Origin of the sequence: Halostella litorea (genome assembly GCF_004785955.1) — an archaeon.
GTDB classification, from domain to species: domain Archaea; phylum Halobacteriota; class Halobacteria; order Halobacteriales; family Natronoarchaeaceae; genus Halostella; species Halostella litorea.
On sequence record NZ_ML214300.1, the window covers coordinates 563,194 to 583,802 of the forward strand.

Consider the following 20,609-nt stretch of genomic DNA (forward strand, 5'->3'; position numbering starts at 1 on the left):
GTTCGGCTGTCAGGGGCCGCCCCGCTCCCGTCCCCGAGTTCGTTCGGAGGGCTTCCCCTAAGAGTAGAAACAAAAAATACTTGTCTTTCACATACCGAGCGGTAAACGGGGCGTTTCAGGATGACACTCTCTCCTTGTCCTGATCGGCCCCGGAATCCCCCCACCCCCCATTTCCGATGACGATAGCCGAGGAGCGCATCGACCGGCTGGAGACGCTCGCCCGCGACGCGGCGGCCGCGTCGAACCAGGAGCGGGCGCGGGAGTACGTCCGCCTCGCCAGACGCATCGCCGAGCGCAACCGCCTGTCGCTCCCGACGCGGTTCAAGCGGTTCACCTGCGACGCCTGTGACAGCTACCTCCGTCCGGGCGCGAACGCGCGCGTCAGGACCAGGGACGGCCACGTCGTCGTCGCCTGCGACTGCGGCCATCAGGCGCGCTATCCGTACTGACGCGGCGGGTGCGTGCAACAAAGTTGAAACGGGAGCCGTACGTACACGCGGTAGAATGACAGATCAGCGGCTCCGGAAACAGGCACACGAGACGGACGTCACCGTCTGGGTGGGGAAGAACGGTATCGACTCGGTGACCGGCGAACTCGCCGACCAGCTCAACGACCGGGAACTCGTGAAGGTGAAGTTCCTGCGGGCGGCCCGCGGGGGGTCGAGCACGGAGGAACTCGCGGTCGAACTGGCCGACGCCGTCGACGCGGAACTCGTCGAGACGCGCGGTAACACGGCGGTGTTGCACTGATGGTCGTCGTCGACGAGTTCCTCATCGACGCGGGGGTGAGCGCGGACGTCGCGACGCCGTTAGGGGCGGCGATCCAGTTCCTCATAGCGTTCCTCGCCGTGTACCTCATCGGCAAGCTGGCCGTGTACCCGCTGGTCCGGCGGCTGCTGAACCGCCGCGACCTCGACGCCCACGCGCGCAAGCCGCTGATGAAGGTCACCCAGATCGTCGTGATCTTCGCGGCGGTGTCGGTCGCGTTCGGCGCGGCGGGGCTGGGGAGCTTCCTGCAGTCGCTCGCCACCATCGCCGCGGCCGCGACGCTGGCCATCGGCTTCGCGCTGCAGGACGTGATCGCCAACTTCGTCGCGGGCATCTTCATCTTCACCGACAAGCCGTTCCGCATCGGCGACTGGATCGAGTGGGACGGCAACTCCGGCATCGTCGAGGACATCAGCCTCCGGGTCTCCCGGGTCCGGACGTTCGACAACGAACTGCTGACGGTGCCCAACTCCCAGTTGACCGACGGCGTCATCAAGAACCCGATGGCGAAGGACAAGCTCCGCCAGAAGTTCGTGTTCGGCATCGGCTACGACGACGACATCGAGCGGGCGACCGACATCATCATCGAGGAGGCCGAGGCCCACCCCGACATCCTCGAGGACCCGGCCCCCTCCGTCCGGCTGACCGAACTGGGCGACTCCTCGGTCGGCCTCCAGTCCCGCATCTGGATCGCCGACCCGAGCCGCGCGGACTTCGTGAAGGTCCGCGGCGAGTACGTCACCAGCGTGAAACAGCGGTTCGACGAGGAGGGGATCGACATCCCGTACCCCAACCGCACGCTCTCGGGCGGCCTCGAACTGGCCAACGCGGCGGAGTTCGCGGAACCGGCCGACGACTGAGCGGCCGTTTGCCGTTCTCGGAGGCTGTGATTTTCGCGTCGACGGGTTACCGGAGCGAGGCGAGCGGCCGGAGCGTCGCCGACGGCGGGTCGACGGCGCTGAGGAAGGGCCAGACGTCGATCCGCGACACGAGCAACAGGACGAGAACCGCGAACCCGATCCCGACCGCGACGTAGAGGAACAGCGTCGCCTTGTCAGCGAGGTCCATGTGGTTTCCTGCCCGAGGATTCCCGTGCAGTGGCGTAGTTCTGTCGGCCGCGGACGAGGCGTGCGGAGCGCCGCCGCTCGGGCGAAGAGTCGGTATGAATGGTCGGACGCCCGGAGTTGCCCGGCGTCCCGGACGGGGGAATCCCGGTTGCCTCCTCCACCCCGCGACCCATCGAGCGACAGGTGTCCGACGGTCCGCTGCTCGCTTCCGCGCCTGACGGATTGCCGCCGACCAACCGCGGCGCGCCGTCCCTGCGGACGGACGCCGCGGACCGCTGTCCCCGATGGACGAGGCTTCCACGTTGGCTCCCGGGGCCCCGCCCGGTCGGACCGGACGCGCCCGGGGTTCGGTCCCCGCTGAAGGCCATAGGGCGGGTGGAGAGCAGGGCCTAGCTGCCCGACCTAGTCCATCCCGACGTAGCCCCCGGTCTCTTAAGGACCTTTCGCATCAGTCGGGGACGGCGGGCCGGTGCGCGGACCGACCTTCGTCGTCGGGCCGGTCAGAACAGCCGCAGCGCGCGGGCGTACAGGCCCGCGGCCAGCGGGACGACGAGCGTCGCCGCGAGGAACATCCAGCGGTGGTACTCGATCCAGTCGGCGGACCCGATCTGGAGGACGAGCGACGCGTCGACGGAGACGGCCCACAGCGCGGCGAGAACGGTCATGATGAGCCCCAGCCCGAGCGTCGCGCCGGCGGCGGTCTCCGGCGGCGTCCGGTCCTGTCGCCCCGCCGCGAAGGCGATGGCGGCGACCAGCGCCAGCATCGTGATCGCCCACGGGCCGACGAAGCCGGCCGAGTAGTAGAGGTCGAGGCCGCTCGCCTCGGCGGCCGGGAGGGCAACGTACGGCGCGGCGGCGACGGCGGCGATGGCGAGCGTGCCGAGCAGCCCGATGGTCGGCGGGACCGTCTCGTCTACCATATCCGACACTGGTACCGCCGCTCGCATAAGCGCGGCGTTCGAGTCGGAAGGCCCAACTTGCCGGCCCCGGAAGCGGCGCGTATGGGACTCGGAAGCACCGCGAAGAAGATCCAGAGCGTCGCCGACCGCGCCGAGCAGCTGTACAAGCAGCTGGCCGACGTGCGCGAGCGCGTGATGAAACTGGAGGAGACGACGACCGAAACCGGCGACCGCGTCGAGCGGATGGAGACCGAACTGGAGAAACAGCGGGCCGTCCTCGACGCGATCGCCGCCGACCGCGGCATCGACGTCGACCAGTTGCTGGCCGACGCGGCCATCGAGGACGCGGAGGCGGACGCCGCCGACGGCGAAAGCGGTGACGGGACCGCCGGGGGCGGGAGCGACGAACCGGCGGACGACGCCGCCGACTCGGCGTCCGCCGAGGACAACCAATAAAGTATAACGGGTGCGGCAACTATTGCCCAAGCGATGACCACGCATCGCGAGCCCGTCGACTCGGTGCTCGAAACCGTCGGGGAGACGCCGCTGGTCCGCGTCGCGGCCGCCCCCGACGAAGTGCCCGTCTACGCGAAGGCCGAGTCGTTCAACCCGGGCGCGAGCGTCAAGGACCGCATCGGGAAGTACATGCTCGAACGCATGATCGAGCGCGGGGACGTGTCGCCGGGCGGCACCGTCATCGAGCCGACCGCCGGCAACACGGGCATCGGCTTCGCCGTCGCCGCCGGGCAACTGGGCGTCGACGCGGTGTTCGTCGTCCCCGAGCGGTTCAGCGTGGAGAAACAGCAGCTGATGGACGCCCTCGGGGCCGACGTCATCAACACGCCCACCGAGCACGGCATGGACGGGGCGATCGAGCGCGCCCACGAACTGGCCGACGAACTCGACGACGCGGTCGTCCCCCAGCAGTTCGCCAACCCGCTCAACGTCGAGGCACACTACGAGACGACCGCCCCGGAGATCTACGAAGCGCTCGACGGCGAGGTCGGCGCGGTCGTCGCGGGCTGTGGCACCGCCGGCACGCTCATGGGGCTCGCCGAGTACGCCCGGGAGCAACACCCGGACACCTACGTCGCCGCCGTCGAGCCGGAGGGGTCGCTGTACGGCACGGTGCTGGGCGAGGACGGGACGGAGGAGGAGTACAAGATAGAGGGGATCGGCACGCACGACCCGACGACCAACGAACTGTTCGACCCCGACCTCGTCGACGCGGTGGTCGACGTCGCGGACCGCGCCGCGCAGGACGAACTCAAGCGGCTCGCCCGCGAGGAGGGCCAGCTCGTCGCCTCCAGCGCCGGCGCGGCCAGCGTCGCCGCGCGGCGGGTCGCGCGGGACATCCGCGACGGCGAGATCGACGCGCCGTACGACACCGTCGCGACGATCTTCCCCGACTCCAGCGAGCGGTACCTCTCGAAGGGGATCTACCGGTCGTTCGAGGAGTGGGAGGGTTAGCGGAGCCGCTGGTGCTCGACTTTCATACAGCGGTCCTGCACGACGTGGAGCCCCGCCGCCTCGGCGCGCTCGGCCGCATCGTCGTCGCGGATGCCGAGTTGGGTCCAGACGACCTTCACGTCGTCGCGCTCGATCGCCTGGTCGACGATCCCGCTTACCTCCTCGCTGGGGCGGAACACGTCGACGACGTCTATCTCGCCCTCGACGTCGGCCAGCGAGTCGTACGCCGTCTCGCCCAGCACCTCGTCGGCGAAGGGGTTGACCGGCGTCACCTCGTACCCGTGGTTCTGCAGGTACTTCGGGATCTCGTGGGCGTCCTTGCCCTCGGTCCCCGAGCAACCGACGACCGCGATCCGTCGCAGACCAAGCAGTTCTCGTAGCTCCGCGTCGCTCTCGACGGGCATTGGCGGAGGATCACGGGACCCCCCGATTAAAGCCTGCTGGTCAGTTCGACGCCGACGGGATCCCCATCGTCGTGACCGACGGCTCGCCGTCGTCGTCCTCGACCTCGATGACGCCGTCGAACAGCTGTTTCAGCGTGTTCAGGGTCTGCTCCTCGTGGGCCGTCGAGTCGAGCACGTACAGCCCCAGCGCCTCGGCGCTCTGGACCCGGCCGGTGAACACGTGCAGGAACCGGAACACCGTCTGGACGTTCGAGTACATCAACAGCGTCGACACGGAGTGGAGCAACACCCGGTTGCGCTGGATGCTGCGCGTCTCGTAGAACTCCTGGAGGAACTCCGAGAGCTGGATCCCAAGCCCGGTCATGTCGACCGGCGACGACGCGTACTTCACCCGGCTCGTGTTCTCAGCGTTGCCCACGCCGCGTTGCTTCGTCACGCAGTCGACGACGCCGAACGGCGCGTCGTCGAGTTCCGGGACGAGCCGCTCGTACTCCGTGACGAGTTTGTCCGCGCTGTCTTTCGTGGTGACGACGATAGCTCCGTCTCCCTGCTTGCTCCCCTCCGCGAGTATCTCCGTCGCTATCCGCCGTTTTCCGGTCATCGGCGGCCCGGAAACGAGCAGGTTCGTCCCCGGCGTCACTTCGACGTCCGGGAGGACAGGGGCCAGATCATACATGAGGGATCGTCGTGGAGAGAACAGCGGGGGTCGTCCCACTGTTATTCGATGGAGTCAACGTGTTCGTCTGGTATAAAGGTGTACGGAGCGAGCGTATATAGTTTTTGATTCAATTGAGAACGAGGTAGAAAAAAATGTGTCTCGGGGGATCACAGGGGAGCGACACCGACGCTCCGACCGACGACGAACGCCACCGCCGCGAGGAACATGCCGTACTTGATGTGGGCCTGCCCCGCGGTCGGGTCGTCGAAGCTCTCCGCGGCGGCGTACACCATCACGGCGTCGGCCGGCACCACGACGAGCAGGTACGCCGCCCCGAACGTGCCCCGCAGGTACGGCACGGGACTGGCAAGCACCGCGACGGCGAGCGCGCCCGCGGCGACCCACAGCGCCCGGCGTTCGCCGACCGCGATGGGGAGCGTGTTCAGCCCCTCCTCGCGGTCCCCGTCGACGTCCTCGACGTCCTTGATGATCTCCCGGGTCACCGTCGACAGCGCCGCCAGCAGGAAGAGGACGACCGTCGCGCCGGGACGGCCGACCGCCGCCCCGCCGAACAGGAACGTGCTCCCGCCGAGGAAGGCGACGACGACGTTGCCGACGCCGGGCAACCCCTTGAACAGTTCCGTGTACGCGACCAGCGCCACGAGGTTCACCGCGGCGATGCCAAGCGCAAGCGGCGGCAGCGTGACCGCCAGCGCGACCGCCCCGAGAAACAGCGCGAGGCTGAACGCCAGCGCCCCCCGCGGCGACACCGCGCCCCGCGGGATCGGCCGGTCGGGGTCGTTGATCGCGTCTATCTCCCGGTCGAAGTAGTCGTTTATCGCGTTGCCGGCGGCGGTCGCGAGCACCGTCGCCCCCGCGGCGGCCCCGACCCGCGCCGGCGACGCCGACAGCCCGACGGCGACGAACGCCCCGACGAACGTCAGCACCCCCGCGGCGACCGCGTTGACCGGCCGCATCAGTTCGACCAGCCCGCGTAGCCGCCGTCCGACGCTCATGCCCCTCCCTCCCGACGGATCGCTTATAAATCGCGCGGAACCCGGCCGGTGAGATCATTGGGTTTAAATCGCCCCGTCACCCTCTGATCGACTGCGGGCGCTTAGCTCAGTTTGGACAGAGTACTTGGCTTCGGACCAAGCTGTCGCGGGTTCAAATCCTGCAGCGCCCATACCAGCCAATTCGCAACACAACGGTGTGATGATCCGTGTTTTCAATTTAACAAATTTTCTACATACTGACGATCTAGTCGCTGTCACCGAGTCCGTGTCCGACGAAAACCCGTTCAGGAAGGACCCCTCCTGGGTACGGAGAAAAGCGCAACAAACCGGGCTGCTTTCTTTCGGAATTCGCTGATCAGTCACCGGATGACAGGTCGGGCGTATCTAACGGAATCGTTATTGAGATCAGAGTGGAACTATGGATAGTGTCTTTCAGCATTCGGGAGGCAACAGGCGGTGACGTAGCCGCTCTCGTCAATCTGTACCGGAGTGCATACAAAGAGAACGAGCGGATGGGGTTTCCATCGAGTGTCGTTTCGGTCGACGAGGCTACTGTGAGAAAGTGGCTCCGCACTCGTTCGGTTTTCGTTGCCACTCGAAACGGGGAGATCGTTGGTGCCAGCCAACTCATCCCTCGTTCAGACTGGGAAGTCCCTGAAATCGGCCGTCTTGCCGTCTCTCCGGACTGGCAGGAACGAGGGATCGGAGGCGATCTCCTCGAATCGACCGAGCAGTATGCCAACTCGGAAGGTTGGGACAGAATACGACTTCGCACGCTGTCCGGTCATCCGTTTCTCGAAGGCTGGTATCGACGCGCCGGATATGAACGGGTGGGGATCGAGCGGTTGGACGAGCGACCCTACGACGCACCCGTATTGGAAAAGGAGTTGTAGACCACGTTGCTAAATCCCTCACCTGTATCTATCACTCGTCCTCGAGTTCCGACACTTCACTACTCGTGTCTTGCCCGGGAGAGTCGATATCGGGCCGACCGGTAGTCAGTCAAGTTGTCTAAGGCTGCCTCAGGGGAGTATCACACCGCTCCCGACCGCCATGAGGAGAGCAATACCCGCGACGACGACGCCCATAACACGCGTCATGAGGAGACGCATCCGACTCGGTTCGATTTGTGTAGTACCGTTTGGACCATGCATCTGCCACCGAGTCAGCTGACGAGGATACGCAGCCATCGCAAGCGCGAAGACTGCAACGAGGAGGGCTATCAGCTGGAACGCCGACTTGAACAACTGGAAGCCTTCGGGGACCATATCACTGAGACCCTCCCCGAACTAGGAAAGCGTTACTATATACGCGATCGTACGTTTCCGTATCTACTGCCGTCGAGGGATGACGGAGCAGGCGGCGGTTTTTGAGAGATCCGTCGCAGAACCCTCTGTTTGGTGAGTCGGCAGATGGCTCAGACTCCCTTCAGTTACTTCCGGCCGGTGCATCGACGGATCGGCTGTCCCTCAAACGGTCGAGGCCGCGGTGCCGAGTCGTGTCGCACCCGCACCTTCGGCGTCACACGCTCCGACCGTCGTACTGCAGAAGCATCTCCCGGAGCGTCGCCTCGACCCGCCTCGCTCGCTCGGGAGTCTCACAGGGGAGCGTCCGCGGCGGGCTGTACAGCCGGTCGACGACTCGGGAGAGCGTTCGACCGACGAGGTCGTCCCCGATGGGGTCCGTCTCCCAGTCGAGCCACAGCGTCGCCCCGTCCTCATCCCGTCGAACGCGCCGGAGGTTCGACAGTCCGTAGCAACTCGTGCGGCGCTCGTCGAGCGTGGCCTTGCACAGCGAGAACCCGCCGATCGACCACCGCCGGTCGTCGCAGACCCATTCGACCCGCGTCCCGGTCGGGACGAGACACGCCGCGTGATCGCTCAGTTGCGCACGGATACGGGGGAGCACGCTATCGTCGAACGCCGTCGCGTCGATGCCGGCGTCGGAGTGGTGGGGTACCGCGTCGAGGACGGGCGTCCCATCGCGGGAGAGTTCGAGGCGGAACACGAAGCGCTGGCCGGCGACGCCGTCGGTCAGGTCGATGAGGTTCAGCACGGCCGTCCGATCGGGCACGCCGCGGAGGTCACAGGTCCATGCCGTCCCTTCATCGTCGTCAACCTCCGGCGTCCGACGGAACGCCTCGCGGGCGTTCGCCCAGACGCGGGCACACTCCTCCCCGTCGGGCTCCGTCCGTCGCTCCTCCTCGTGAAGGTAGACGGTCGCGCGGGTCACCTCGTCGAGCGCTGCTTCGACCACGGCACGAAGCGATTCCGCGAACCGCTCGCACTCCAGTCGGTGCGTTCGCGCGAGTGCGGGGACCATCGGTCGGGCAAACGCTTCGCTATCCGTTAAATCCAGTCGTCGGTGACCATCTGAACCCCGGACGACCCGCACACGTCACCCATCTGAACCCCGGGCGATCCGCACACGTCAGCGGGGGACGGTGCCGCCGATGACGTAGTAGTCGTGCCGTGGCTCCCGGCCCCACAGCGTCGGGTCCATCAGCGGGGCGTGCGTGACGTCGGAGAGGCCCTCGCGGACGAGCACCTCGGTCAGTTCGTCCGGCGGCCGGCCGTCGTACAGCGGGAGGTCACCGGCGACGTGCTCGTACTCGTCCCACGGCTCGTCGTGGTCCCAGTAGCCCTCGATCAGGACGATCCGGCCGCCGGGCGCGACGACCCGTTGCCACTCTCGGAGCGCCCCGGCGGGGTCGGGGAGCGTCCAGACGAGGTGGCGCGCGGCCACCAGGTCGACGCTGTCGGCCGCCAGCCCGAGTGTCTCCGCGTCGCCGCGGAGGAACGCGACCGACCGGTTCGCCCGCCGGGCCTTCTCGCGTGCACGGTCGAGCATCGCCGGGGCGAAGTCCACGCCGACGACGTCGTGACCCAACGCCGCCAGCAGCAACGAGACGACGCCCGTCCCGCAGCCGACGTCGAGGACGCGACGGGGGTCGTCGCCCGCCCACTCGCGCAACACCGCGAGCCAGCGGTCCCGTTGCTCCGCGGAGTGGATCCCGTGATGGCGCTCGTCGTCGAACGTCGCCGCCCGGCCGTCCCAGTGTCGCCGGACGAGTTCTTTGACGGCGTCGTCGTCTCGGTTCGGCTGTGCCATGGGTGGCGAACGCATCGAGCTATTGCGGCCCACCTGATAACGTCGGGGGTCGGCTTCCCGCGCCGCCGGAATCCCCGTCACTCCTATCACCGTTCCGTCAGTAGTGTCGACTATGGCGCAGGGAACGAGGCGAACCGTAGCGGTCGCCGTCGGAGCGCTGGGTGTCCTGGCGGGGCTGCTCGTCGTGATCCAGATACCGGCCGCCAAACCACGTCACAGAACGACGCTCGCGGCCGCGGGCGTCGGCGTTCTGCTCGTCCTGTTCGGCGTCAAAACACTCGTCGAGACCCAGTCGTAGGCGGGCGGCGAGCCCCGGCTGGGGGCAAGATCGATCGGTTCCCAAAGGGTATTGGCCCGCTCGGACGAATTCCTCCGCATGGACGTACTCCTGCTCGGCGCGAGCGGTCGTATCGGCCACCGAGTCGCGAACGAACTGCTCGACCGCGGGCACGACGTCACCGGCGTCTCCCGGAGCGGCGAGGTCGAGGGGGTCGAGGACGCGTCGTTCGTCGCGGTCGCCGGCGACGCGACCGACCCCGACGACGTGGCGCAACTGGCGGCGGGACACGACGCGGTCGCGTCGACGCTTGGTCCGGGTGAGGACACCTCCCCCGACGTCCTCGTCAACATGATGGAGGCCGTCATCGAGGGGCTGCGCCGCGCGTCGGTCGACCGTCTCGTGTGGACCGGCGGTGCTGGTGGCCTGTCCGTCGGGCCGGATACCCGCCTCGTCGAGACCGACGACTTCCCCGACGAGTGGGAGCCGCTGGCGCGTGCGGCGATCGACGCCTACGACGTCCTCGCGGACGACGACGACCTCGAGTGGACGTACCTCGCGCCGGCCGCGCTGATCGAACCCGGCGAACGGACCGGCGAGTACCGCACCGCCGCGGGCGAACTCGTGGCCGACGAGGACGGCGAGAGCTACATCTCCATGGAGGACTTCGCCGTGGCGCTCGCCGACGAACTCGAGGAGGCGAACGCGGTCCACACGTACCTCGGCACCGGCTACTGAGACGGTCGAATCGCGCTCTATTTCTCGGCCGTCGAACGGCTCACCTCGGGAGTATCGGGAGCACGAACTCGCCGGTCGGACCGAAAAACAGCAGCGCGAAGGCGCACATGAGCACGGTCGCGACGCCGCCGCCGACGCCGAGCAGGACGGCCCCGACGCCGGCGTTCGTGCGGTCGAACGCCGCGCTGAGTGCCCAGGCGACCAGGGCCGCCATCACGCCGAGCGCCAGCAGCGCCAGCCCCTGTATCGTCTCGTCGGCGGTGTAGCCCCGCGTCACGACCGCGATGGCGACGAGCTGGCCGCCGACGAGGACGCTCCCGGCGTACGCGAAGGCGAGCCACGTCCCCCGTTCGGTCACGGCCGCGCGGACACAGGGCAGGCGGGCCGCGCCGTAGACGGCGAGCGGGAACAGCGGGTACACGTACCGGACGGTCAGCGTCGCGTGGAGCGGGAGCCGGTAGATGTACAGGAGCGTGATCAAAACGGCGTACGACGCGACGAAGACGTCGGCGGCGACGAGGGGGCGGGAGCGCAGCCCGGCCGTTCCGGCGCGGAGCCCGCGATACCCCCTCCGGGCGGCGACGACCGGGACGGTCAGCAACACGCCCGCGACCGGGAACGCCTCCAGGAAGGCGACGTTGATCGCGAGTCCGGTGGCTCCCCCGGACGAGAACCCGAAGTAGCCGCTCCGGACGAACGCGTGGTACAGCCGCTCGGGCTCCTGCCGGACGGCGTCGACGCCCTGCGAGAGGAAGTCGGTGAACAGCACCACCCGGTCGAAAACGCCGAGGGCACGGACCAAAAATCCGGTCCAGAGGGCGGAGACCCGGCCGAGGAGGACGTCGATGCCGCCGGCGACCCCGCTGCTGCCACCGCCGCCGCTCCCGTCGCTATCGCCTCCGGTGGCTCCGGGACGTTCCGTCCCGTCGCCTCCGACCTCCGTACTTCCGCCGCCTTCGCTTCCGGCGCTCCCGTTGCCTGCACTCCCGTTGCCTGCACTCCCGTTGCCTCCGCTCCCGGTACTTCCGCTGCCGTCGCCACCCGTGCCGCCGCTCTCCCCGCCAGCCGCCTCGCCGCCCCCGTCGCCCGCGTTCAGGTCGTCGCCGATCGCCGAGGCCTCCTCGGTCACCGTCTCGTCCACCGCCGCCGACCCGTACCGGTCGAGCATGCGCGGCGGCGCGAAGGGGTCACCCGAGACGAGGTAGTTCGTCAGGAGGAAGGGGAGCAACGAGAGCGCGAAGCCCGCGGCGACCGTCGCGAGCGTCCGGAGGCCGTGCTCCCGGGCGGTGACGGCGTCGGCGACGAGGAGCGCGCCGAACAGCACCAGCCCCTCCGAGGCGTTCAGCCACGCCGTCAGCCCGACCGGGACGTAGGCGGCCGCTCGGTAACCTCGATACGACGACTCCCCGTCGGCCCCGCGACTCCGGTAGAGGCAGTACAGCGTGAGGAACGCGAACAGGCCGGTGAGGACGTGTCGCTTCGGGATCGTCGCCCAGAGGAGGGCGGGGGACGCGACGCCGACGGCGACGCCCGCGGCGAGGCCGACGGACGATTCGTACGCGTGCACGAGGAGGCGGTACGCGACGAGGGCGGTCGCGGCGGAAGCGAGGACCGTCGCGAACTGGAGTGCGGTGTACGCCAGGTTTTCGTACGGGAACGGCGTCGCGAGGGCGACGTTGGCGGCGAAGGCGGCGAGAGCGACGCCACCACCAAGCAGGTGAGCGGTCTCCCGCCGGCCGACCAGCCGGCCCCCGACGCTCGCCGTGGCGAACAGCAGGAGGCTCCACAGGGCGGCGAGGGCGATTCGGACGTCCGCGACCGCGGCGACGGCGTCGAACGCCCACAGCACCGGCAGCGCGACGGCGATCTGCGCGTAGTTCCGCGGGTACGCCCGCCCGTCGATCTCGTACATTCCGGGCGTGGCGAGCGTGTCGCCGTACGTTGGTTGGGCCACGTGCATGTGGCCGTCGCTCACTGCGACCAACCCGTTGGCGACGGTCAGGTTGTCGGTGATCGAAAACGTCGTCCGCCAGAGGACCATCGCCGCCGTACACGCGAGCAGGAAGACGAACAGCCCCGCGTAGTCACCGAACACCGCCCGGCCGCACCGCCGGGCGACGGCGGTCGTCCGCGCCGCCCAGTCGTCGACCGCGTCGCGGGAGGAACCGTTCACCGGTCTACCTCCACCGTGACGTTTCGGCTCGCCACCGTGCGCTCGACCGCAGCCCCGTTCTCGGTGCCGCGGTAGATCAGGCGCACCTCGGCGGCGTACTCGTCCTCCGTGATCCGGTCGGGGGCAAACGAGGATTTCGGGATCGAGATCCGCGCCTCGCCGTTCGAGTCAGCCGACACCGTCGCCACCGAGAACGAGCGCACCCCGAGCCCGGCAACGCGGATCTCGTAGGTGAACCGCACGCACCCGCGGACGTCGGTCGCCGTCACCTCGGCGGCCGGGACCTCCAGCCGGTACACGTCCGCGCCGAACGAGGACCGGGTGAGCGCCGCCGAGTCGGCGACCGTGGCCCGTTCGACCGTCGCGCTCCCCCCGGCGGCGAGCGCGCCGCCCTCGCAGGTCCCGTCGGCGGTCGTGAGGTCGACGGGCACCAGCGGTCCGGACGCGAGCACCGTCGCGGCGAGAGCGCCGACGACGACCAGGGTCACGGCCCGGGTCCCCACCATGCTGGTGTCCCTTATCAGGATCTCGGGATAAGCATGTCGGCCTCACCGCAGGGCCGTCGCGAGGCCGTCGGGCGACGCCGGGCCGGGAGGTACTTAGCCGCCGGTCAGTCCTCCAGCGGCCCCATGAACCCGAAGTACGCCACAACGCCGGCGAACATGAACAGGTAGTAGGCCCACTGCGGCCCGTTCGTGACCTCGAAGAACAGCGAGACGCCGGTCACCCAGACGATGGCGAACGCGAGGTCGGTGAGCATCCCGAACCCGTGTTCGTCGAGGTGGTCGGCGAGCGCATCGAGTCGACCCATGGCGGGGACCACGTGGACCGCTGGCATAAAATGCCCTGTCCCGCCGGACCTCGTGATTCAGTCGCCGTCCCGGTTCCCGCCCGGGTCGCGCCAGTCGAGCGGGGCCCGCCCGGCAGCTGTCGAGTTACTCGTCGTGGACCGGGAACGCCACCTCGACCGTCGCCTTGTACTGCGTTATCTCGCCGTCGTCGACGTCGGCGGTCCAGTCCTCCACCTCGACCCCGCTGATGTCGTCGACCGTCTGGCTGGCCTGGCGGTACGCCTCCTCGGCGGCCGCCTGCCAGGAGTCGTCGGACGTTCCCATCACCTTGATGATCTTGACTGCGGTCATGCGACGGCGCGTACGACGCCGGGGGGTTTTGTTTCTCTGTGCGTACCCGGGGCGACGGCGCGGCGCCGGCGTCGCCGTCCGTGCCGGCCTCGCAGTCCCGGACGGATCTGTTCGCGAACGTGGACGAGGCCGGCGGTAAGCCGGGCGTAGCCGGCTACGCGGGTCGACACGGCCGAGCGAGGCGGCCCCACACCGACCAGAAAGTTTAGGTTATTCGGATAGATATCGGTTTTCGAGAAATATAATGAGGCGATACCGGTGGACCGGCGTTCGTTTCTGAAACGCTGTGCGCACGTCGGGACGCTCGGCGCGCTGGCGAAGCGCCGGTGGCGCGACGGCGGGTTGGACGTGCGCGTGTGGCTCTCGGAGCGCGCCGCCCGACGCGACGGCGCGGGACGCCGGGCGGCCGAGTACCTCGCCCTGGCGTTCGGGGCGGTCCGCGACGACGTGTCGGTGACCCGGGGCGGCACCGTCGCGGTGGGGCACGAACACGGGTACGAGGTGGTGCGGTCCGGCGAGTGGCCCGGCGCCCTCGCGGCGGGGCTGGCCGGCGAAGGCGACGTCGACCCGGTCGACGACGTGAACCTCCTCGTCACGGACGGCCCGATGGCCGACGCGCCGACGGGGATGGGCGGTGCACACGTCGCCGCGGTCGGCGGCGCGCGCCACCTCGCCGCGATGCCGCCGGCCGATGAGGTCGGCCCGGTCGTCCCGTACTCGACGCCGGCGCGGGTCACGCAGGTGCTCCTCCACGAATGCGGCCACGCGCTCGGCCTGTCACATGACCACGGGACCGTCGAACGCCGGGGGGAAGCCGAGGTCGCGACGCCGATGCTGAGCAGTTACGCCTGGACCGACGGGGGCGGTGACTGTGGGTGCGGGACCGCCGCCCGGGGTGACGGCGACGCGGACCGCCGGCTCTCGTTTCGGTTCTCTGACCGCGCCGCCGAGGCTATCTCCGCCTACGACGGGGAGACGCGGCTCCCCGCGCTTCGGGAGTAACCCGAAATTTCGCCGCCCCGCGGCACATAAGCCGCCAATTCTAAAACGGGGCCGCGTCGAACCGCCGGCATGGCACTCGTCGACTCGCTCATCGTGTTCGCTGTCAGCCTGCTCATCGGCGCGCTCGGCATCTACGTCGGGGGGCGGGCGGTCGCCGACGTGGACGACTACACCTACGCCATCGTCACGGCGCTGATCGGGGCGGTCGTGTGGGGCGTCGTTGGCTTCTTCGTGGGCTGGATCCCGCTGCTCGGGCCGATCCTGACGCTGCTTGCCTACCTCGCCGTGATCAACTGGCGGTACCCCGGCGGCTGGCTCGACGCGGCCCTGATCGCGTTGATCGCGTGGGTGGCCGTGCTGGTCGTCCTCTACGTGCTCGCGCTGCTGGAACTGACGACGTTCGGCGCGGTGGGCGTCCCCGGGATGTGATCAGCCCACCGTCAGGTCGAGTTCCTCGTTGACCAGGTCCACCGCGTTCCGGACCGCGCCGACGGAACTCAGGTAGCCCGCGCCGACGCTGGCCTTGAGCGCGACGGCCGCCCGCCCGGTCACGACCGAGGGGCCGACCTGCGCGACGGCCCCGTCGCCGACGCTGACCAGCCAGCCCGGCGAGTCGAAGCGGAACTGCTCCAGTCGCGGCTCGAAGAGGCCGTCGTCGTCGGCCACGAGCGCCGCGACGTTCGCGGCGACGGTGCGGGCCTCGCGGATCGCCGACTGCGCGCTCGCCGGCACCGCCTCCCCGTCCGCGTCGACGACCTGCGCGGCGTCGCCGAGGACGAACGTCGACCCGCCGACCCGGAGCCGGCCGTCGACCCGCGGGCGCTCGCCGCGGAGCGCCCCCGGCCCGCGGATGCCGCCGGTCCAGGCGAACGCGTCGTAGGGGAGTCGCTCGCCGCTATCTAATTCCACCGCGTCCGCGTCCGCGCTCGCGACGGGCGTGCCGGTGCGCACGTCGACGCCGCGCTCCTCCAGGGCGTCCCGGACGGCGCGCTGGAACTTCGGCTCGAACCCCGGCGCGACCGCGTCGAGTTGCTCCAACAGCGTGACCTCGGCGTCGGCGTCCTCCTCGCGGGCCAGCGCGGCCAGTTCCCCAGCCAACTGGACCCCGGAGAGGCCGGCCCCGCCGACGACCGCCCGGCCGCCGGCGTCGAGCGCCGCGAGGAAGTCCTCGCGGATCCGCTCGGCGTGCTCGACCCGCTTCAGCGGCGTCGCGTGTTCCTCGACGCCCGGCAGGCCGTAGAACGCCGTCTCCGCGCCCAGCGCGACCGCGCCGATGTCGTACTCGACGCGGTCGCCGCTCGAAAGCGTCGCGGCGTTTTCCTCGGGGTCGACGTCGGTCACTCGGCCCCGCCGGACGGCCGCCCGGTCGACCACGTCCGTCAGCGGGACGGTGATGTCCTCGGCCAGCGACGGCCGCCTGACGACCCGGTGCAGTTCGTGCTGGACCAGGTGCTCGCCCGAGTCGTCGACGAGCAGGATGTCGACGTCCTCGGGGAGTCGGTCCTCCAGCCGCCGCACGAGCGCCACGCCGGCGTAGCCGCCGCCGAACACTGCGACTTGCATCCTCGGTGGGTTAGGACCGGACGCTAATGGGTTCAGGGGTCGCCAAGTAGTCCGGTGGTGTGAAGCATACGCCGCCGAAGGCGGCGTTTCACCGCCGGAGCGGGACGGAGTCCCGCGAAGGCGGCCTTTTTCATCGAAGTTTTTGCGTCGAGCGGTTCGCCGCAGGCGAACCCGAGACGGAAAAAGTTCGTTTAGAACAGCGCCTCGCTCTCGTCGAGAACCTGCGCGGGGCCGCCGACCTCCCAGATGGTGGTCTGGACGCCGACCTCCTCCAGCACCTCCTTGACCTGCTCGGCGTACTCGTCGGTGGTGTTGACGTAGACGGACGCGCCGGTGTCCGTCGAGAAGTAGACGGGGACGTCCTCCTCCTCGCGGAGCTGGCGGACGGCGTTGAACACCTGCAGGGTGGCGGGCTGCCAGTACACCCAGCCGGCGGGGCCGGTCATCGTCGTGGCGGCGAGCGACAGCGAGTCGTGCTCGGCCAGTTCGAACGTGCGCTCGAAGTCGCCCTCGCGGAGCGCGTCCTTCGCCTCGACTATCTGGTCGTGGATGTGGGCCAGCCGGGACTCGAACATGTGGCTGTCGGCGGCCTCGCGGTGAGCCTCCTCGGTCTCCTTGTAGGAGGGGACGAGGCCGATGACGGTCTTGACCTCGTCCTCGAGCGGCGTCTCGATGCGCTCGGAGCGGCAGTCCTCGTCGTTGAGACCGGCGTAGAGGTGGGAGAAGCCGCCGGTGACGGCGCGGGCGGCAGACGAGGAGCCACGGCGGGCGATGGTCGAGATCTCGGGGCGGGTCAGGTCGAGGTCAGCGGCCTCCGCGAGCGCCATCGCCGCCGCCGCGAAGCCCGAGGAGGAGGAGCCCAGCCCGACGTTCGACGGGAAGGAGTTCTCGCTCTCGATCCGGACGGGGTAGACGGTGTGGGCGGCCTCCGATCGGTCGCGCACCTCCTCGACGACGCGCTCGACGCGCTCGTACCCGCGGCCTTCCAGTTCCTCGCCGTCGACGACGAACGTGTCCTCGTCGTAGTCGATGTCGAACTCGACGGTCGTCTTCGTGTGGCTCGGGGCCGTACAGACGCTGATGCTGTCGTGGTACGGCAGGCGCAGGCGCTCGTCGCGCATCCCGTGGTACTTGACGATGCCCTGGATGGGGTGCGCTTTCGCGGTGGCTTTCATACGTCTCCCCGTGTGGCCGGCCCGCTTAAAATCCCCGGATGCGGACACCCGGGCAGGTCTACCGGTCCCCGCGCCGTCGGGCGGCGCTACGCGGCGGCGACCCGCCGCCTTTCGGATCGCTTAGTAGCGCGGGGCCGCGAGACGGTGGCATGGGAACGCCGCTCTCGCCGCGGGCCGCGCAGGCCGAGGAGGTCATCGACCGACTGGAGGAGGAGTACCCCGACAGCACCATCTCGCTTTCCTTCTCGAACCGGCTCGAACTGCTGATCGCGGTCGTGCTCTCGGCGCAGTGTACCGACGAGCGGGTCAACGAGGCGACCGCCGACCTGTTCGAGGCGTTCGACGACGCCGCTGACTACGCCGCCGCCGACGAGGACGAGATAAACGGGTACATCGACTCTATCACGTACCACAACAGCAAGGCCGGGTACATCAAGGAGTCCGCGGGGATCATCGTCGAGGAGCACGACGGCGAGGTGCCGGACACGATGAGCGAACTGACCGAACTGCCCGGCGTCGGCCGGAAGACGGCGAACGTCGTGCTCCAGCACGGCCACGACGTCGTCGAGGGGATCGTCGTCGACACCCACGTCCAGCGGATCAGCCGCCGGCTGGGCCTCACCGAGAAAGAGCGGCCGGAAGCCATCGAGGAGGACCTGCTCGACGTCGTCCCGGAGCGGTCGTGGCAGGAGTTCACCCACCTGCTCATCGACCACGGCCGGGCGACGTGTACGGCCCGGAACCCCGACTGCGCGGACTGCGTGCTGGCTGACCTTTGCCCCTCGGAGAAGGGCGACGGCGACGTCGACCTGGCGAGCGGCGAGCCGTGGGAGTGACGGCCGTCGACGAGGGGGATACGGTGCGCGCGGGGGAGGCGAGCGAACAGGGGATGTCCGGCGACCACCACAACGAGGAACCGTAACGTCGTCGCCGGTCTGTTCCCGTCGGTTCAGACGATCTGGTACTTGACGACGTACCGCGCCGCCCCCAGCACGTACGCGACGAGCCAGAAGAACACGTAGCCGAACACGCCGATCCGGAGCCGCCGCCGCCAGTCGTCGGCGTTCTCGTGGAGGTCCGACAGCGACAGGTCCTGCTCGGGGTCGTCGTAGAGGTCGTGGGCCCGTTTGGCCTGCAGAATGCGGACGATACCCGTCAGCGCGAACGTCAACATTGCGTACGCCTGCAGGCCGAAAAAGGCGTGGGCGGCGGCGAAGCCGCCGAGCTGGTCGAACAGCCGCGGAACCATCCAGACGACGACGGGCACCGTGTTCAGCACGAGGCCGACGACGATGAACTTGAGGTGATAGACCAGCAGGTCCCAGGTGACCGTCTCCGCGTCGATCATCACCCACGCGCCGTAGAGGTAAAACGGGAAGCTGAGCGTGACGAGGGCGGCAGCGACCGTCGCGAGGGCGAGGTCCGACGCCATTGTCGATGGTTGGGACGGCCCCGCGTTAAAGGACGTGATCCGTCCGTGAGGGGAGCGAGCCGGTGCGGTCGCCGGGACGGGTCGGCCGCCGGGCGGGCGCGGAAGAACAACCGATAAACCCGTGGGGGACCGATCGTTTGACAATGGCCGACTCGCCATCGACTCCGGAGGAGGGCGACGCCGACCGGTCGGCGGACGCCGACCCGCCGACGAGCGACGACGCCGAGCGACCGGTCGAGGAGCTCTCGGAGGCCGAACTCCGCGAGCGCGTCGAGGAGCGGTACGACTTCGAGGACTTCGGCCCGGAGCAGATGGCCGAGATGAGTCCGGAGGAGTGGGACGCCGCCTTCGACGACGAGACGTGGATCACCGGCCGGGAACTGCTCGACCGCGTCGAGGCGGACCTCGCCACGCAGATCGCCGACCGGCAGGTGTTCGCCGCACTCGAACGCGTCCGACAGGACGGCGAGCAGCGGCTGCTCGCCTACTCGGACGAGGGGTACGCGATGATATACCCCGACGGGACCGTCGAGGGCTTCGGGACCGTCATGCGCGACGTGAAACCGACCGTCGCGCTCTGCTCGATGGAGAGTTACGACGTGCCCGAGCCGCCGGCGGACGGGGCGATGCTGCCGGACCCCGACACGGTCCCCGAGGGAAGCGGCGAACTCGGCAACCTGATGTTACAACTCGTTGCGGCGATCCAGATACTCGGCGGACTGGTTCTGGTCGGGGGCTGGCTGTTCGCCGACCTCTCCGGGATCGCGGTGGTCGCCGCGCTCGTCTTTTTCGTCGTCGGGGTCCTCCTGTTCACCACGGTCGCGAACGCGCGGCTCTCGGACCGGTTCCGGTCCGAGGAGTACCGGGACCGCCTGCGGTCTATCGGGCTCGAAGACGGAGAGCGACCGGAGTTTCTCCCGCTCGACGACGCGGACGGTGACGGGCCCGGGATCGACGGCGAGTCGAACGAGCCGTGAGCGCTCGACGGCCACGCGTTCCGCTGCCCGCGGCCCCGTTTCGTCGTCATCATCGGAGGCTTTAAGCGAACACAATCCCGAATTCCACGCGTATGAACAGGCGGGACTTTCTGAAAACAGCCAGCGGCGTAACGGGCGCCGCCGCCGTCGCGGGTGCGGCGCCGCCGGCCGTCGCACAGGAGGGGGGGCAGGAGAACGGAACCACCACCTCCGGTAACGGCACCGCCGGCAACGGGACCGACGGCAACGAGACCGCCGGCGGCGGTGCCGGCGGCGGGAGCGAGACCGTCGCGCTGACCGGCGACAACGTGTACGACCCCGCGGAACTGTACATCGCTCCGGGGACCACGGTGACGTTCGACTGGACCTCCGACGGTCACAACATCATCGTCGACAGCAAGCCCGAGGACTCCGACTGGGAGGGCCACGAACCCATCGAGAACGAGGGGTTCACCCACGAGCACACCTTCGAGGTGCTCGGCGACTACGAGTACTACTGCTCGCCCCACCAGTCCCTGGGCATGGAGGCCGTCATCCACGTCACCGAGGGCGGCCAGAACCCCAACGCCGGCGGCGGCGGTGGCGGCGAGGTCGACCCCCACGAACTCGGCGTCCCGTTCCAGGCACACTTCGTCGGGATCGCGACCCTGCTCGCCGTCTTCGTGTCGCTGGTCTACTCGTTCTACGTGCTGAAGTACGGCGAATCACCGCACTCCAGTAGCCCCAACAGGAGGTAA

General features: G+C 69.0%; 28 protein-coding genes, 1 tRNA gene and 1 other RNA gene. 14 read left to right on the forward strand and 16 right to left on the reverse strand.

Annotated elements, in window-relative coordinates; all coding sequences use genetic code 11:
- Nucleotides 1-176: 176 nt before the first annotated feature.
- Genes EYW40_RS02890 through EYW40_RS02900 form a run of 3 tightly spaced genes read left to right on the forward strand, consistent with a single transcriptional unit; the run spans nt 177 to nt 1,628 of the window.
- Nucleotides 177-449, forward strand: a complete 273-nt coding sequence (locus tag EYW40_RS02890; protein ID WP_135820115.1) for a ribonuclease P protein component 4 — start codon at nt 177-179, stop codon at nt 447-449.
- A gap of 55 nt (nt 450-504) precedes the next feature.
- Nucleotides 505-750, forward strand: a complete 246-nt coding sequence (locus EYW40_RS02895) for a YhbY family RNA-binding protein (RefSeq protein WP_135820116.1) — start codon at nt 505-507, stop codon at nt 748-750.
- On the forward strand, nt 750-1,628 hold the full coding sequence (locus EYW40_RS02900) for a mechanosensitive ion channel family protein (protein WP_135820117.1): 879 nt from the start codon (nt 750-752) through the stop codon (nt 1,626-1,628). The genes EYW40_RS02895 and EYW40_RS02900 overlap by 1 nt, the downstream gene beginning before the upstream one ends.
- A gap of 46 nt (nt 1,629-1,674) precedes the next feature.
- On the opposite strand, the gene EYW40_RS19490 is transcribed toward EYW40_RS02900, so the two are convergent.
- The 3 genes from EYW40_RS19490 to EYW40_RS02910 all read right to left on the reverse strand — a co-directional run bounded on the left by EYW40_RS19490 (nt 1,675) and on the right by EYW40_RS02910 (nt 2,755).
- Nucleotides 1,675-1,836 (reverse strand): hypothetical protein, encoded by a 162-nt coding sequence (locus tag EYW40_RS19490; protein ID WP_161973149.1) that lies wholly within the window; start codon nt 1,834-1,836, stop codon nt 1,675-1,677.
- A 100-nt stretch (nt 1,837-1,936) separates the two neighbouring features.
- Nucleotides 1,937-2,248: signal recognition particle sRNA (ffs, locus tag EYW40_RS02905), an RNA gene on the reverse strand.
- An 87-nt stretch (nt 2,249-2,335) separates the two neighbouring features.
- Nucleotides 2,336-2,755 carry a DUF7548 family protein gene (locus EYW40_RS02910; protein WP_135820118.1) on the reverse strand — a complete coding sequence of 140 codons (420 nt, stop codon included), beginning with the start codon at nt 2,753-2,755 and terminating at the stop codon, nt 2,336-2,338.
- An 81-nt stretch (nt 2,756-2,836) separates the two neighbouring features.
- Here EYW40_RS02910 and EYW40_RS02915 point away from each other — a divergent pair, with 81 nt between their 5' ends.
- Nucleotides 2,837-3,190, forward strand: coding sequence for a DUF5798 family protein (locus EYW40_RS02915; protein WP_135820119.1), 354 nt, complete (start codon nt 2,837-2,839; stop codon nt 3,188-3,190).
- 33 nt (nt 3,191-3,223) lie between these two features.
- Nucleotides 3,224-4,204 carry a PLP-dependent cysteine synthase family protein gene (locus EYW40_RS02920; RefSeq protein WP_135820120.1) on the forward strand — a complete coding sequence of 327 codons (981 nt, stop codon included), beginning with the start codon at nt 3,224-3,226 and terminating at the stop codon, nt 4,202-4,204.
- Here the strand turns inward: EYW40_RS02920 and EYW40_RS02925 are convergent.
- From EYW40_RS02925 to EYW40_RS02935, 3 genes are all read right to left on the reverse strand, one after another.
- Nucleotides 4,201-4,608 (reverse strand): CoA-binding protein, encoded by a 408-nt coding sequence (locus EYW40_RS02925; protein WP_135820121.1) that lies wholly within the window; start codon nt 4,606-4,608, stop codon nt 4,201-4,203. The genes EYW40_RS02920 and EYW40_RS02925 overlap by 4 nt on opposite strands.
- A gap of 40 nt (nt 4,609-4,648) precedes the next feature.
- Nucleotides 4,649-5,284 (reverse strand): RAD55 family ATPase, encoded by a 636-nt coding sequence (locus EYW40_RS02930; protein ID WP_135820122.1) that lies wholly within the window; start codon nt 5,282-5,284, stop codon nt 4,649-4,651.
- A gap of 149 nt (nt 5,285-5,433) precedes the next feature.
- Complete coding sequence (locus EYW40_RS02935; RefSeq protein WP_135820123.1) at nt 5,434-6,282, reverse strand: geranylgeranylglycerol-phosphate geranylgeranyltransferase; 849 nt, start codon at nt 6,280-6,282, stop codon at nt 5,434-5,436.
- A gap of 95 nt (nt 6,283-6,377) precedes the next feature.
- On the opposite strand from EYW40_RS02935, the gene EYW40_RS02940 reads away from it, so the two are divergent.
- Nucleotides 6,378-6,452: transfer RNA gene (locus EYW40_RS02940), tRNA-Arg, on the forward strand.
- Nucleotides 6,453-6,707: 255 nt separating this feature from the next.
- On the forward strand, nt 6,708-7,175 hold the full coding sequence (locus EYW40_RS02945) for a GNAT family N-acetyltransferase (RefSeq protein ID WP_161973150.1): 468 nt from the start codon (nt 6,708-6,710) through the stop codon (nt 7,173-7,175).
- A gap of 129 nt (nt 7,176-7,304) precedes the next feature.
- On the opposite strand, the gene EYW40_RS02950 is transcribed toward EYW40_RS02945, so the two are convergent.
- From EYW40_RS02950 to EYW40_RS02960, 3 genes are all read right to left on the reverse strand, one after another.
- Nucleotides 7,305-7,550 (reverse strand): DUF6199 family natural product biosynthesis protein, encoded by a 246-nt coding sequence (locus EYW40_RS02950; protein WP_135820125.1) that lies wholly within the window; start codon nt 7,548-7,550, stop codon nt 7,305-7,307.
- Nucleotides 7,551-7,803: 253 nt separating this feature from the next.
- Nucleotides 7,804-8,604 carry a hypothetical protein gene (locus EYW40_RS02955; RefSeq protein ID WP_135820126.1) on the reverse strand — a complete coding sequence of 267 codons (801 nt, stop codon included), beginning with the start codon at nt 8,602-8,604 and terminating at the stop codon, nt 7,804-7,806.
- 108 nt (nt 8,605-8,712) lie between these two features.
- Nucleotides 8,713-9,393: a class I SAM-dependent methyltransferase gene (locus EYW40_RS02960; RefSeq protein ID WP_135820615.1), complete on the reverse strand. Its 681-nt coding sequence runs from the start codon at nt 9,391-9,393 to the stop codon at nt 8,713-8,715.
- Between the two features lie 112 nt (nt 9,394-9,505).
- Between EYW40_RS02960 and EYW40_RS02965 the strand changes: the two genes are divergently transcribed.
- The gene (locus EYW40_RS02965) at nt 9,506-9,691 is read left to right on the forward strand and encodes a hypothetical protein (protein ID WP_135820127.1); all 186 of its coding nucleotides are present in this window, start codon (nt 9,506-9,508) and stop codon (nt 9,689-9,691) included.
- 78 nt (nt 9,692-9,769) lie between these two features.
- Nucleotides 9,770-10,408: an NAD(P)-dependent oxidoreductase gene (locus EYW40_RS02970; RefSeq protein ID WP_135820128.1), complete on the forward strand. Its 639-nt coding sequence runs from the start codon at nt 9,770-9,772 to the stop codon at nt 10,406-10,408.
- 40 nt (nt 10,409-10,448) lie between these two features.
- Here EYW40_RS02970 and EYW40_RS02975 read toward each other — a convergent pair whose 3' ends face one another.
- The 4 genes from EYW40_RS02975 to EYW40_RS02990 form a co-directional block, all read right to left on the reverse strand.
- Nucleotides 10,449-12,581, reverse strand: a complete 2,133-nt coding sequence (locus tag EYW40_RS02975) for a hypothetical protein (RefSeq protein WP_135820129.1) — start codon at nt 12,579-12,581, stop codon at nt 10,449-10,451.
- Nucleotides 12,578-13,087 (reverse strand): hypothetical protein, encoded by a 510-nt coding sequence (locus tag EYW40_RS02980; RefSeq protein ID WP_135820130.1) that lies wholly within the window; start codon nt 13,085-13,087, stop codon nt 12,578-12,580. The genes EYW40_RS02975 and EYW40_RS02980 overlap by 4 nt, the downstream gene beginning before the upstream one ends.
- A 104-nt stretch (nt 13,088-13,191) precedes the next feature.
- Nucleotides 13,192-13,392: a DUF8119 family protein gene (locus EYW40_RS02985; RefSeq protein ID WP_135820131.1), complete on the reverse strand. Its 201-nt coding sequence runs from the start codon at nt 13,390-13,392 to the stop codon at nt 13,192-13,194.
- Between the two features lie 124 nt (nt 13,393-13,516).
- Nucleotides 13,517-13,723 carry a dodecin family protein gene (locus EYW40_RS02990; RefSeq protein ID WP_135820132.1) on the reverse strand — a complete coding sequence of 69 codons (207 nt, stop codon included), beginning with the start codon at nt 13,721-13,723 and terminating at the stop codon, nt 13,517-13,519.
- Nucleotides 13,724-13,981: 258 nt separating this feature from the next.
- Between EYW40_RS02990 and EYW40_RS02995 the strand changes: the two genes are divergently transcribed.
- Both EYW40_RS02995 and EYW40_RS03000 read left to right on the forward strand, forming a co-directional pair.
- A complete protein-coding gene (locus EYW40_RS02995; protein WP_135820133.1) occupies nt 13,982-14,725 on the forward strand; it encodes a zinc metalloprotease in 744 nt (247 codons plus the stop codon).
- 69 nt (nt 14,726-14,794) lie between these two features.
- Complete coding sequence (locus EYW40_RS03000; protein WP_135820134.1) at nt 14,795-15,154, forward strand: hypothetical protein; 360 nt, start codon at nt 14,795-14,797, stop codon at nt 15,152-15,154.
- On the opposite strand, the gene EYW40_RS03005 is transcribed toward EYW40_RS03000, so the two are convergent.
- Together EYW40_RS03005 and mvaD are read right to left on the reverse strand one after the other, a co-directional pair.
- A complete protein-coding gene (locus tag EYW40_RS03005; protein WP_135820135.1) occupies nt 15,155-16,288 on the reverse strand; it encodes an NAD(P)/FAD-dependent oxidoreductase in 1,134 nt (377 codons plus the stop codon).
- Between the two features lie 191 nt (nt 16,289-16,479).
- Nucleotides 16,480-17,463, reverse strand: coding sequence for a phosphomevalonate decarboxylase MvaD (gene mvaD / locus EYW40_RS03010; RefSeq protein ID WP_135820136.1), 984 nt, complete (start codon nt 17,461-17,463; stop codon nt 16,480-16,482).
- Nucleotides 17,464-17,612: 149 nt separating this feature from the next.
- On the opposite strand from mvaD, the gene nth reads away from it, so the two are divergent.
- Entirely contained in the window at nt 17,613-18,299 is a 687-nt protein-coding gene (gene nth, locus EYW40_RS03015) for an endonuclease III (protein ID WP_135820137.1), read from the forward strand.
- A 113-nt stretch (nt 18,300-18,412) separates the two neighbouring features.
- Here the strand turns inward: nth and EYW40_RS03020 are convergent, their stop codons facing one another.
- On the reverse strand, nt 18,413-18,895 hold the full coding sequence (locus tag EYW40_RS03020; protein WP_135820138.1) for a DUF7321 family protein: 483 nt from the start codon (nt 18,893-18,895) through the stop codon (nt 18,413-18,415).
- A gap of 143 nt (nt 18,896-19,038) precedes the next feature.
- Here EYW40_RS03020 and EYW40_RS03025 point away from each other — a divergent pair, with 143 nt between their 5' ends.
- A complete protein-coding gene (locus tag EYW40_RS03025; RefSeq protein WP_135820139.1) occupies nt 19,039-19,872 on the forward strand; it encodes a DUF7319 domain-containing protein in 834 nt (277 codons plus the stop codon).
- A gap of 92 nt (nt 19,873-19,964) precedes the next feature.
- Nucleotides 19,965-20,609: a plastocyanin/azurin family copper-binding protein gene (locus EYW40_RS03030; RefSeq protein WP_135820140.1), complete on the forward strand. Its 645-nt coding sequence runs from the start codon at nt 19,965-19,967 to the stop codon at nt 20,607-20,609.

What these genes read in the sequence shown, in the direction of transcription:
- EYW40_RS02890 (WP_135820115.1), top strand. Translation starts at nt 177, where the DNA reads ATGACGATAGCCGAGGAGCGCATCGACCGGCTGGAGACGCTCGCCCGC.
- EYW40_RS02895 (WP_135820116.1), top strand. Translation starts at nt 505, where the DNA reads ATGACAGATCAGCGGCTCCGGAAACAGGCACACGAGACGGACGTCACC.
- EYW40_RS02900 (WP_135820117.1), top strand. Translation starts at nt 750, where the DNA reads ATGGTCGTCGTCGACGAGTTCCTCATCGACGCGGGGGTGAGCGCGGAC.
- EYW40_RS19490 (WP_161973149.1), bottom strand. Translation starts at nt 1,836, where the DNA reads ATGGACCTCGCTGACAAGGCGACGCTGTTCCTCTACGTCGCGGTCGGG.
- EYW40_RS02910 (WP_135820118.1), bottom strand. Translation starts at nt 2,755, where the DNA reads ATGGTAGACGAGACGGTCCCGCCGACCATCGGGCTGCTCGGCACGCTC.
- EYW40_RS02915 (WP_135820119.1), top strand. Translation starts at nt 2,837, where the DNA reads ATGGGACTCGGAAGCACCGCGAAGAAGATCCAGAGCGTCGCCGACCGC.
- EYW40_RS02920 (WP_135820120.1), top strand. Translation starts at nt 3,224, where the DNA reads ATGACCACGCATCGCGAGCCCGTCGACTCGGTGCTCGAAACCGTCGGG.
- EYW40_RS02925 (WP_135820121.1), bottom strand. Translation starts at nt 4,608, where the DNA reads ATGCCCGTCGAGAGCGACGCGGAGCTACGAGAACTGCTTGGTCTGCGA.
- EYW40_RS02930 (WP_135820122.1), bottom strand. Translation starts at nt 5,284, where the DNA reads ATGTATGATCTGGCCCCTGTCCTCCCGGACGTCGAAGTGACGCCGGGG.
- EYW40_RS02935 (WP_135820123.1), bottom strand. Translation starts at nt 6,282, where the DNA reads ATGAGCGTCGGACGGCGGCTACGCGGGCTGGTCGAACTGATGCGGCCG.
- EYW40_RS02950 (WP_135820125.1), bottom strand. Translation starts at nt 7,550, where the DNA reads ATGGTCCCCGAAGGCTTCCAGTTGTTCAAGTCGGCGTTCCAGCTGATA.
- EYW40_RS02955 (WP_135820126.1), bottom strand. Translation starts at nt 8,604, where the DNA reads ATGGTCCCCGCACTCGCGCGAACGCACCGACTGGAGTGCGAGCGGTTC.
- EYW40_RS02960 (WP_135820615.1), bottom strand. Translation starts at nt 9,393, where the DNA reads ATGGCACAGCCGAACCGAGACGACGACGCCGTCAAAGAACTCGTCCGG.
- EYW40_RS02965 (WP_135820127.1), top strand. Translation starts at nt 9,506, where the DNA reads ATGGCGCAGGGAACGAGGCGAACCGTAGCGGTCGCCGTCGGAGCGCTG.
- EYW40_RS02970 (WP_135820128.1), top strand. Translation starts at nt 9,770, where the DNA reads ATGGACGTACTCCTGCTCGGCGCGAGCGGTCGTATCGGCCACCGAGTC.
- EYW40_RS02980 (WP_135820130.1), bottom strand. Translation starts at nt 13,087, where the DNA reads ATGGTGGGGACCCGGGCCGTGACCCTGGTCGTCGTCGGCGCTCTCGCC.
- EYW40_RS02985 (WP_135820131.1), bottom strand. Translation starts at nt 13,392, where the DNA reads ATGGGTCGACTCGATGCGCTCGCCGACCACCTCGACGAACACGGGTTC.
- EYW40_RS02990 (WP_135820132.1), bottom strand. Translation starts at nt 13,723, where the DNA reads ATGACCGCAGTCAAGATCATCAAGGTGATGGGAACGTCCGACGACTCC.
- EYW40_RS03000 (WP_135820134.1), top strand. Translation starts at nt 14,795, where the DNA reads ATGGCACTCGTCGACTCGCTCATCGTGTTCGCTGTCAGCCTGCTCATC.
- EYW40_RS03005 (WP_135820135.1), bottom strand. Translation starts at nt 16,288, where the DNA reads ATGCAAGTCGCAGTGTTCGGCGGCGGCTACGCCGGCGTGGCGCTCGTG.
- mvaD (WP_135820136.1), bottom strand. Translation starts at nt 17,463, where the DNA reads ATGAAAGCCACCGCGAAAGCGCACCCCATCCAGGGCATCGTCAAGTAC.
- nth (WP_135820137.1), top strand. Translation starts at nt 17,613, where the DNA reads ATGGGAACGCCGCTCTCGCCGCGGGCCGCGCAGGCCGAGGAGGTCATC.
- EYW40_RS03020 (WP_135820138.1), bottom strand. Translation starts at nt 18,895, where the DNA reads ATGGCGTCGGACCTCGCCCTCGCGACGGTCGCTGCCGCCCTCGTCACG.
- EYW40_RS03025 (WP_135820139.1), top strand. Translation starts at nt 19,039, where the DNA reads ATGGCCGACTCGCCATCGACTCCGGAGGAGGGCGACGCCGACCGGTCG.
- EYW40_RS03030 (WP_135820140.1), top strand. Translation starts at nt 19,965, where the DNA reads ATGAACAGGCGGGACTTTCTGAAAACAGCCAGCGGCGTAACGGGCGCC.